This window comes from Fischerella muscicola PCC 7414, from assembly GCF_000317205.1.
Taxonomy (GTDB): Bacteria; Cyanobacteriota; Cyanobacteriia; order Cyanobacteriales; family Nostocaceae; genus Fischerella; species Fischerella muscicola.
The window spans coordinates 1-10,495 of the sequence record NZ_AJLK01000077.1 but is presented as its reverse complement, the minus strand read 5'-3'; the positions used below and the strand labels follow the sequence as shown (position 1 = coordinate 10,495).

Sequence of the window (10,495 nt, the reverse complement as noted above, 5' to 3'; positions counted from 1 at the left end):
TTGTGATTTTGGGCTTTTCGAGTCAATTTGAATCAGGTTTTTCCGACTTCTGTGTACACCGTAACCTTGGTGAGAGGGATGTCCGCGCTTGACAGGGTGAGGTTTTGAAGATTTTTTGGGTAATTCGATTACAGAAAAAGTTTGAGCAGAAAATAAGGTGAGGAAATGAAATATTACCACGCACTTCCACCCGTGCTGATTGGTGTGTCAATGGTACTAGTGCAGTCGCAAATAGCAGTAGCAATATCCCCGCAAGAGGTGGAAAAGATAGGTAGAGATATCACAGTGCGGATTGTTGACAGCCAAAATCCAACTAATGCGGGTTCGGGAATCATTGTTAAGCCTTCTGGTAATACTTACACTGTTTTGACTGCTTATCATGTAGTGAAAGGTGATAAAAAGTACCAAATATTTACGCCAGATGGACAAAATAATCCAATTCGGTCTGTGAAACGCTTAGGAAAAGAAATAGATTTAGCAGTTGTTGAGTTTAGCAGTAGCAAGTCTTATAGTGTTGCCACAATCGGCAACTCTGACAAAGCCACACGCACCACTACTGTTTATGTTGCAGGGTTTCCTGCACCCAGAGGCGCAATCCCCAATCCGGAATTTTTCTTGAACAAGGGACAGGTAAACGCGAACGGTGCAGCACAAGGTGACGGCTATAACATTATCTACGATAACGATACTTTAGGAGGAATGAGTGGCGGGCCTGTGCTGAATGAGCAAGGGGAAGTAGTGGCAATTCACGGTAGGGCTGATGAGCAAGAAATAGGGGAAAAAAGTCAAAGTAAGATTGTCACAGGTATAGGTATTACTATTTATTCAGCTTTGCGGCAGATGCTAGCGATTGGGGTAGATGTGGGAGTGCTACCACCAGATGTAGTTGCAGCCACGCCGAAAGCAGATGACTTTTATATCAGAGCTTACAATAAGTATCGCCAAAAAGATTATAAAGGAGCAATTGCTGATTATACAGAAGCAATTCGTCTCAATCCTAAATTATGATACAGCTTACAATGATCGGGGTGTAGCCCGCAGTGAACTGGGAGATAAGCAAGGAGCGATCGCTGATTACAACACAGCCCTCAAAATTAATCCCAACTATGTTAAAGCTTACAACAACCGGGGTGTAGCCCGCAGTGATTTGGGAGACCCTAAAGGAGCGATCGCTGATTACAACACTGCGATCAAAATTAATCCCAACTTAGCCCAAGCCTACAACAACCGGGGTATAGCCCGCAGTGAATTGGGAGATAAGCAAGGAGCGATCGCTGATTACAACACTGCGATCAAGATTAATCCCAACTATGACCAAGCCTACTACAACCGGGGTTTAGTCAGCTATGAGTTGGGAGATAAGCAAAGGGCTATTGCTGATTACAACACTGCGATCAAAATTAATCCCAACTATGTTAAAGCTTACAACAACCGGGGTGTAGCCCGCAGTAATTTGGGAGACAAGCAAGGGGCTATTGCTGATTACAACGCAGCCCTCAAAATTAATCCCACCTTTGCTGAAGCTTACGGAAACCGGGGTTTAGCTCGTGCTGCTATAGGAGATAAGCAGGGTGGGATTGCTGATTTGCAGAAAGCTGCTGATCTGTTTCGACAACAGGGAAACAATCAACTATATCAAAAAACCTTGGAGTTGATTAGAAAGTATCAGCAGTATCCAGGAGGTGAGGAGTGTGAGGAGTGAGGTGATGGTTTGTTAATATTCTGTCGTAGAGACGCACCATGGCGCGTCTCTACAAACCAATTTGTGGGTGAACGAGGGGTCAGACCCACCATTCGCCAGCTGTATCCTGTTGAGAAGTCGGGAATCCGTGTGTTTGGTGTAGATTGTGCGATCGCACTCACACCCATCAGAAAAGCGATCGCCTGCATTGTTTTAGGTTACGGGAGTGCAATCACATTCTTTGATTTCGCACTAGCAAACAATGAACTAATACAATAGCAGTATGTTCTATCATGCTAATTTTATGACGAACGTAGTAGTTAAACCATCATCTTGGCTGACAACTGGTATCCGAGTTGAAAAAGTCAATAATCTTAATCTTTTTAAATTTACTAAAGAATTAGGTGCGCGGATGCAAGAATTGTTAGATAAGAAAAAAGCAGATTTACTCACACCAGAAGAAGCAGCTGAACTAGAAGCGATAGGAGAATTAGACGTGATTTTCAGCTACATCAATGCGATGATTGCAGCTGAAACATGACGATTCCTAACAACATCCAAGAATTTGTCCGCAGACGTGCAAATTTTCGCTGTGAGTACTGCCATTATCCTGAATTATTAAGTACATCTCCTTTGACAATTGATCATATTCGCCCACAATCTTTGGGCGGTTCAGATGATGTGAATAATTTGGCTTTAGCTTGTCGTCGGTGTAACGAACGCCACTATAATTTTACTGTTGGAATTGACCCAGAAACTAAGCAAGAAGTAGCCTTATTTAATCCTCGTCAACAACAGTGGGCTGAACACTTTATTTGGTCAGCAGATGCTACAAAAGTTATTGGTGTCACGCCAATCGGTCGGGCAACTTGTAACCGATTTGATTTAAACGATGAAAGGCGTCCCGACCTTTTTATTCAGAAATCTCGACAACTTTGGGTCAAAGGTGGTTTTCATCCTCCTCGTGAAGATCCTTGAAAAGAAAGTTAATTACACAAAAAGGCGATCGCTATTTTTGGTTTAGGTAAATACAAGCGATCGTAATTCTACAATCAGCTAAATTAACGTGAGTTTGATAGATTTCATTAGCCCAACATCCCGCCCTGCAATAAATTGCGCGGCTCATAGCAAAAACCCACTTAAAGTTGATTGATGGGGTTATTTATTCAGTCTACTTTTAGTAGACTTAGGTTATTAGCCCGCAGTTTACTTGCGGGCGATTCAATTGTTTAGTCTGATAATATTAATCGAACTCACGTTCATATAATGCTGTCTGTTATTTTGAGGCTCAATTAGGCTTACTTTTAGTCTATTATTCTAGGCTATATTACTAAAGCGATCGCAAACTACAAATTATTTTTTTTAGGAATCACATTTCTGATACCACCTTTAGCACCAACAGTATCACCTTTGTAACGCGGAATAATATGAATACTGGCGTGCATCATATTTTGACCTGCATCTCGATTGATGTTCATCCCCACATTAAACCCATCAGGTGCAAATTCTTGGCTGAGAAGTTCTTGCACTTTGTTAACCATCAGCCAACAAGCAGATTGCTCTTTAAATGGTAGCTCAAAGTAATTACTCACATGGCGTTTGGGGATAACTAAAACATGGCCTTTACTCACGGGATAACCATCAAACATAGCATAAGCTGTTGCTGATTCTGTAAGTATAGTGAGGTGTTTATTTGGGTTACAAAATAAGCAATAATTAGAGGAATTTCTCTGTAAATTATAATGCTTATACTCGTAAATTTCATAAGATTCGTCTAACAATATTGATTTAAAAGGAAGCTTGACAATACATTGGTATGTAGGTTTTTTGTGGACATAATGTTCGCGAAAACCTTCTCTTTTGATATCCCTTCTCACAGCATAATAAGCTTTACCTCCTGGTTTCAATAGGTGCGATACTTCCATGAGAACGTTTGCTTGTTCTTCAGGAAATAAAACATTTAAAACATAAACACAAATTATTGTGTCAAACTTTGCCTTCGGGTATTGGGGAAAATAATAAGGATCATACCCCGTAATATCAAATCCTTTTTGTCGCAATAATTTAACATCATTGCCAAAACCACAACCAAAATCTAGGACTTTACCTTGAAGTAGATTTTTCTCTAATAAAAAACTTGTCGGAACTGATAGATAAACTCTTTCTTTTGCTGTGAGATGGCTAAATTGATTTTTTTGCTTTTTCATGAAAAATAAAGCTTCTAGGAAGACTTGCAAGAAGCGATCGCTAATTATAACCAAGTATTCTAATCAATTTTATGGAGCAATCGCCCTCACGTCCACAAAAACAAGATCCCCGACTTCTCAAAGAAATCGGGAATCTGAGAGATCAACACCAAGCAATATCCTAGTGCCAAACAAATACTTTCGCTTCGTAAGGCCCAATATCAATCATGATGCCATCATCGCCAGCTTCGACATCATAATTTCCTGTCCATTCGTGCCACTTACCACCGTTGGGGAAGTTAGGCACATGATACCCAGCTAAGAAGTTTTCCGAGAAATTAGCCACGACAACCACACGAGAGCCTTCATCATTCCAACGACTATAAGCTAATACTTTTGCCTCTGGATTTTCGTGGATAAAGTCAATATTTTCTGTGTAAAGTGCATGATTTTCTTTACGCAGGTTAATTAAACCTTTATAGTACTCAAATAAACCGCGATTCAAATCATGAGCTAGTAATGTCCAATCAATTTTTGCTGACTCTGGAGTCTTAGATTTATACTCCCCAAACTCTTCACCCATCCAAACCAAGGGTACACCAACAGCCGTCATTAAAATCGCCACACCCAGTTTGATTCTTCTGAAAGCTTCCTCATCAAAAATGTTGCGGTCGCCTAAATCAGGCATCAAATGATTATGGTCATGATTTGTCAAGTAATTAACAACATTTGTAACACCTATGAAGCCTTGACGTTTACAGTCAATGACATCTTTAAGTCGTTCTAAATCAAAGGTTTCACCACAGATATGTTCTTTAATACAATGGTAAAAACTATCATGCCAGCAACCATCCATCGGTCCATCAACATTGGTGATGCTGGGAGTTTCAGGAATATGTTCAGCAACATTATAAAAAGGTTTGGCGCCAGCAGTTTTCTTCGTTTCTTGAACAATCCAGTGCATGAAATCATAATTCGCAATTTGCCGCGCTGCATCGTAGCGAATACCGTCAATATGATATTCTTCTATCCAGAAACGAACTGTATCACCAATAAATTTACGAGCTGGATAAGTTTCTAAATTTTCATCGTATAATTCGTAATTAAACTCAGGACCCCAGTTATTATCGGGGTCACGCGGAGAATGATGATACCAATAATCGTGGTCTATTTGAGTTAATGGACTTGATGCTTCTGAGTGATTATAAATCCCGTCCATAATGACGCGAATTCCTCTAGCATGGCACTCATCAATCAGATTTTTTAACTCAGCTGTAGAACCATAGCTTGATTCTGTGGCAAAAAAATAGCGGGGATTGTATCCCCAGCTATGATCTCCTGGATATTCTTTCACAGGCATTAACTCAATAGCATTAATGCCCAGTTCACATAGATAATCTAATTTTTCAACTACATGCTGATACTTACCACGTGCATAAGGATCATCTTCACCACCGGAAAAGTCCCCGACATGCAACTCGTAAATTACTAATTCATGGTCAGCAGGTAAAGGTTTATCATCATGCTGCCAAACATAAGTATCAACTATTCTTTGTCCATCTTTAATATGTACAATACCGTTATCTTGACCACTTAATTCATCTATATCTACAGCATATGGATCTGTGACATCAACCCATTGGTCTTCTTCAAAAAACCAAGATTTTGACTGTACACGAAATTTATATTGGTAATCTCCATCTTCTAATTCAACTGTTGTACGGAAATAACCATCATCACCTTTTTCCATTGGGATTTCTTGCCAATCAGAAAAAGAACCAATTAAAGCTGCTGCTTTGTTATAGGGTGCAAATAGATTAAATTCGATTGGCTTCGCCATAATTTTTCAGTTTATTTTGATTAGTGAATCCTGGCATAAGTATTCTCTGATTTTCAAAAAAAATAGCCAATCTTTCCTGAGAAATAAATAAATAACAATTACCTCTATCTTTAGGAATAAATATTTAAAAAATAACTAAAATTAATTATAAATAATGACTAATATCTCACCGTTAGTAGTTAGTGGTTAGTTGTTGGTTGTTGATAATTTAATTTCCAATGCCCAATGCCCACACTCCACCCTTACGGGAAGCCTATGAGCGCGTCTACACACCCCTCACACTCCTCACACCCCTCACACTCCCCCCAACAGCCTAAAATTAAATAGACTTGCACTGATTGCTTGGTCAGTTTAAGAATATATAGGGCTATGCACGCGGGGAAACTAACGTGAGTCAAGGATTTGATTATGATTTAGCGATTATCGGCGCTGGAGTGGGCGGACATGGAGCTGCCTTGCACGCCGTTAGTTGCGGTTTGAAGACAGCAATTATTGAGGCGGCTGATATGGGGGGAACCTGTGTCAACCGAGGCTGCATTCCTTCTAAAGCATTGCTGGCAGCCTCTGGACGTGTACGGGAACTCAGAGACGCCCATCATCTGAAAACCCTGGGAATTCAAGTTGCAGGTGTAAAATTTGAGCGGCAAGCGATCGCTGACCACGCTAACAATCTTGTCGCTAAAATTCAAGGAGACCTAACCAATAGCCTCAAGCGTTTAGGGGTTGATATCATTCGGGGTTGGGGCAAAATCGCCGGCACGCAAAAAGTGAGCATAGTAACAGACAGTGGTGAAAAAACCATCACTGCCAAAGATATTATTCTTTCTCCTGGTTCAGTTCCCTTTGTCCCTCCTGGTATTGAAGTAGACGGGAAAACAGTATTTACCAGCGACCAAGGGGTAAAATTAGAATCATTACCAGATTGGGTCGCAATTATTGGTAGTGGTTACATTGGTTTGGAATTTTCTGATGTATATTCGGCTTTAGGCTGTGAAATCACTATGATCGAGGCACTCGATCAATTAATGCCAGGATTTGATCGTGACATTGCCAAACTTGCTGAACGAGTGCTAATCACTCCCCGCGATATTGACACCTATGTGGGAATATACGCCAAAAGAGTCATCCCGGGTTCACCAGTGGTTATAGAATTAGCCGACTTCAAAACCAAAGAAGATGTAGATGTACTAGAAGTCGATGCTTGTTTAGTGGCAACCGGACGGATTCCAGCTACCCAAAATCTCGGTTTAGAATCAGTAGGTGTAGAATTAGACCGCAGGAATTTTATTCCCGTCAATGACACTATGGCTGTGTTAAGTGGGGGTGAACCTGTGCCACATTTGTGGGCAATTGGCGATGCCACTGGCAAAATGATGCTAGCTCATGCTGCCTCTGCTCAAGGTATTGTGGCAGTAGAAAATATCTGCGGTAGACACAAAGAAGTAGACTACCTCAGCATCCCCGCAGCAGCTTTCACTCACCCAGAAGTGAGCTATGTCGGGATGACCGAAGCACAAGCCAAGGAAAAAGCCACAGCTGGAAGTTTTGAAATCGGAGTGGCAAAGAGTTACTTCAAAGGTAATTCCAAAGCCTTGGCAGAAGGCGAATCCGATGGTATGGCAAAAGTAATTTATCGTAAAGACACCGGTGAAGTTTTAGGAGTCCATATTTTTGGAATCCACGCCTCCGACCTCATCCACGAAGCCTCAGCCGCGATCGCCAACCGTCAATCTGTCCACACCCTCGCCCATCTGGTTCACGCCCACCCCACACTTTCAGAAGTGCTAGACGAAGCTTATAAACGCGCAGCCGCCATTTAGTCAAGTGTCCATAGTCAATAGTCACAACAATGGACTATTGACTATTGACTATTGACCATTGACTATTGACCATTGACCCTTGACTATTTATTATGCAAATCCGTCGCCGTCCACCAAATCCAACTGTTGCAGTGTCTAATTTGAGATATCAGGTAGCCACTCCTGATGCTGAACCAAAAAACATCTTAGAAAAAATTGTTTGGCAAAAAGAAGAAGAAGTAGACCAAATGCGGGAGAAGCAACCCCTACAAGAGTTGCAAAAGCAAGCATTAACTGCACCTCCAACCCGTGATTTTGTGGCGGCGCTGCGAGATGGAAAGACTAAACCAGCTTTAATTGCTGAAGTCAAAAAAGCTTCTCCCAGCAAAGGTGTGATCAGAGAAGATTTTGATCCAGTGGCGATCGCTTTGCAATATCAACAAGGCGGCGCTAGTTGCATTTCTGTGTTAACAGATGAAAAATTCTTTCAAGGCAGCTTTGATAATTTAGCTAAAATCCGCGCTACTGTCGATTTACCTTTACTGTGTAAAGAATTTATTATTTATCCCTATCAAATGTATCTCGCCCGTGTTCTCGGTGCAGATGCGGTTCTACTAATTGCAGCTATCCTCAGTGATCAGGATTTACAATACTTTGTTAAAATTGCCAATGCTCTCAAAATGGCAGCATTAATTGAAGTCCACACTCTGGCAGAACTTGACCGTGTGTTAGCTATAGATGGTGTTTCTTTAGTAGGTATTAATAACCGTAATCTCGAAGATTTTACTGTGGATCTACAAACCACTTGTCACCTTTTATCAGCAAGGGGTAAAAATTTGCAGGAACGGAACATTCTTGTTGTCAGTGAGTCAGGATTACATACCCCAGATGACCTGAATGTGGTAGAAAAAGCAGGAGCTTCTGCTGTACTTATTGGTGAATCCTTAGTGAAACAACCAGATCCAGAAATAGCGATCGCTAATCTCTTCACCAAATATTAATTATTGGAGTAAAGCCAGTATTTAAGTCAATATTTATTGTCTATGTATATGGACATAATTAAACGTAAAATGCTTATGCCCAAAACTAGATAGGTTCAGTCTTTCTCCATCTGCCATCTGCCATCTGCCTTCTACTTATGTAACAATTCGCTGATTACCAAACAGTCTTGGATTTGAAACAAAAGATAAAACTAAAAATAAACTTCATGGAGCAAATTCCTCTGCCTTCACCCATCCACTACGAACTCATACTGCAACTACTAGAAAGACAAACAATGTTAGCAGTAAATAATAATCCAGAACTGCGAAATCAAGTCAATCAGCTAATTATTACTCTTCGCAAAGCTGCTGTTCAACAAAAGCACCTAGAAGAAATTTGTCAAGGTGCATCCATGAGTGTTGATCACCGTTGGTCACTTAATCATCTCAGTAGCGAACAAGTATCTTCACCAGAATAAGCAAAAGCGAACAGGGCTGCGTGTGTTAGGGATGGGTGAACTTCACCAACAATTAGACCTCTGGCAAAATATAATTTTGCCAGAGTTGGGAAAAGTTAAAGTCAGTAGGATGTGTTATGCCGTAGGCTAACGCAGCATCAGGTGATTTTTGGTGCGTTAAGACTACTGTCCATAACGCAACGGCAACAAAGCGGGAGGAATATCCACACCGATGACAGCCTCGCCTACCAAATTCTAATTAGTGGAAGGCTCTTCGACTGACAGCTATCCAGCAGGGTAATAGAGTTTGGATGTCGTTCCTCCCTATTCCCTGGATTACTTCATGAAGTTACCACCAGTGAATTGAGACGAATCTGAGTTTGGCAACACAGAAGAATTATCAAACCCACCAAGTTTTAGATTGTCAAATACCTCAGAACAATTAGTGATATCACCACCAATGTTTTTGGATTTCAGGTAATCAGAGAATTGATTTTGACCGCTATTACCTTGGCTCGTCAGAATTTGACGTAGGTCGCTTCCATTCTGATTAGTATCAGAACCAGCAATGACGTCTTTGTCTTGTACAGTGCCAAATACTAAGCGATCGCCTCCACCACCAAAAAGAGTATCAAGAAGGTTCTTTTTCCCATCACCACCTTTGAGGACATTGTTATCTTTTTCTCCGGGTAATACATTTTTGCCTTTCTCACCAGTCAGCATATCGACATCAGCATCACCTGTGAGGGGATTTTGTCTATTTCCTTCATTCAGTTGATCATTTGTTGGACTACCCTCAACGACATTATCATCTTGACTGTCTTGTGGTGGATTACCCGTTTCGCCACTTACAGTATCAGTATCATCACTTGGTTGAGGTGTAGGTTCAGAAGATCCAGAAGCATCAGAAGATGGAGAATTTGGGATGTAGCTCTCAGGGTTGAGATCACCACTACCGAACTTCTGAACCCAATAGTTGTCATCAAAGCCAACACCGATTTCAGTGTATTTCGGATTGAGAATATTAGCCCGGTGTCCAGGACTGTTCATCCAAGCTGCCACAACCTGTTCAGGAGTTTTTTGACCTGCGGCGATGTTCTCGCCCATAGTTTGCGCTTCATAACCAACAGCCTTTGCCCGATCCCACGGTTGAGAACCATCTGGTCCTGTATGACTCAAAACACCACGATCTGACATCAGTTCAGCATATTCGTCAGCAGCATAGTTGAGTTCAGCATTCTCTTTCAGAGGTGCAAGACCATTCTTAGCTCGTTCTTGATTAGTTAGTTCAACAACTTGTTGTTCAAATGTCAGATTGTTTGTAGCCATTTACAGTTTCCTCACATTTTTCAAAATAGTCTTAAAGAACTGAGATTCATCGCCAAGGATGAAAAAGGTTCTTACACCCTGACACTCCCACACCTAATACGGTTCGGTTAAGGGAGAAAGGCAAAAGGTAAATTCAAACCTTTCCCCCTTGCCCCTTACCCTTTTCTCAGGCCACAAGGGAGATAAAGAATGCTTATCCGAACTGTATTACCCCCACACCCA

Annotated in this window: 12 protein-coding genes; 8 read left to right on the top strand and 4 right to left on the bottom strand. The window is 41.2% G+C overall.

The window, feature by feature from the left end; all coding sequences use genetic code 11:
* On the bottom strand, positions 1-180 hold a 180-nt coding region (locus UYI_RS38910; RefSeq protein WP_235147937.1), incomplete at its 3' end, for a hypothetical protein.
* Between UYI_RS38910 and UYI_RS40360 the strand changes: the two genes are divergently transcribed.
* Genes UYI_RS40360 through UYI_RS0111555 form a run of 5 tightly spaced genes read left to right on the top strand, consistent with a single transcriptional unit; the run spans position 166 to position 2,659 of the window.
* Positions 166-1,008 carry a trypsin-like peptidase domain-containing protein gene (locus tag UYI_RS40360; protein ID WP_016866826.1) on the top strand — a complete coding sequence of 281 codons (843 nt, stop codon included), beginning with the start codon at positions 166-168 and terminating at the stop codon, positions 1,006-1,008. The two genes, UYI_RS38910 and UYI_RS40360, sit on opposite strands and share 15 nt — an antisense overlap.
* A complete protein-coding gene (locus UYI_RS40355; protein WP_444542644.1) occupies positions 965-1,702 on the top strand; it encodes a tetratricopeptide repeat protein in 738 nt (245 codons plus the stop codon). The genes UYI_RS40360 and UYI_RS40355 overlap by 44 nt, the downstream gene beginning before the upstream one ends.
* 9 nt (positions 1,703-1,711) lie before the next feature.
* Positions 1,712-1,960 (top strand): hypothetical protein, encoded by a 249-nt coding sequence (locus tag UYI_RS0111565; RefSeq protein ID WP_190806327.1) that lies wholly within the window; start codon positions 1,712-1,714, stop codon positions 1,958-1,960.
* Positions 1,961-1,985: 25 nt separating this feature from the next.
* A complete protein-coding gene (locus tag UYI_RS0111560; RefSeq protein ID WP_026085898.1) occupies positions 1,986-2,222 on the top strand; it encodes a hypothetical protein in 237 nt (78 codons plus the stop codon).
* On the top strand, positions 2,219-2,659 hold the full coding sequence (locus UYI_RS0111555) for an HNH endonuclease (RefSeq protein WP_016866823.1): 441 nt from the start codon (positions 2,219-2,221) through the stop codon (positions 2,657-2,659). Before UYI_RS0111560 ends, UYI_RS0111555 begins: the two co-directional genes overlap by 4 nt.
* Before the next feature lie 368 nt (positions 2,660-3,027).
* Here the strand turns inward: UYI_RS0111555 and UYI_RS0111550 are convergent, their stop codons facing one another.
* Together UYI_RS0111550 and UYI_RS0111545 are read right to left on the bottom strand one after the other, a co-directional pair.
* A complete protein-coding gene (locus tag UYI_RS0111550; RefSeq protein ID WP_016866822.1) occupies positions 3,028-3,888 on the bottom strand; it encodes an HIT family protein in 861 nt (286 codons plus the stop codon).
* 160 nt (positions 3,889-4,048) lie between these two features.
* Entirely contained in the window at positions 4,049-5,707 is a 1,659-nt protein-coding gene (locus tag UYI_RS0111545; protein WP_016866821.1) for an alpha-amylase family glycosyl hydrolase, read from the bottom strand.
* 389 nt (positions 5,708-6,096) lie between these two features.
* On the opposite strand from UYI_RS0111545, the gene lpdA reads away from it, so the two are divergent.
* The 3 genes from lpdA to UYI_RS0111530 all read left to right on the top strand — a co-directional run bounded on the left by lpdA (position 6,097) and on the right by UYI_RS0111530 (position 8,965).
* Entirely contained in the window at positions 6,097-7,527 is a 1,431-nt protein-coding gene (lpdA, locus tag UYI_RS0111540; RefSeq protein WP_016866820.1) for a dihydrolipoyl dehydrogenase, read from the top strand.
* A gap of 92 nt (positions 7,528-7,619) precedes the next feature.
* Positions 7,620-8,507, top strand: coding sequence for an indole-3-glycerol phosphate synthase TrpC (gene trpC, locus UYI_RS0111535; protein WP_016866819.1), 888 nt, complete (start codon positions 7,620-7,622; stop codon positions 8,505-8,507).
* 206 nt (positions 8,508-8,713) lie between these two features.
* Entirely contained in the window at positions 8,714-8,965 is a 252-nt protein-coding gene (locus tag UYI_RS0111530) for a DUF5340 domain-containing protein (RefSeq protein ID WP_016866818.1), read from the top strand.
* A gap of 315 nt (positions 8,966-9,280) precedes the next feature.
* Here the strand turns inward: UYI_RS0111530 and UYI_RS0111525 are convergent, their stop codons facing one another.
* Positions 9,281-10,273, bottom strand: coding sequence for a CAP domain-containing protein (locus tag UYI_RS0111525; RefSeq protein ID WP_016866817.1), 993 nt, complete (start codon positions 10,271-10,273; stop codon positions 9,281-9,283).
* Positions 10,274-10,495: the final 222 nt, after the last annotated feature.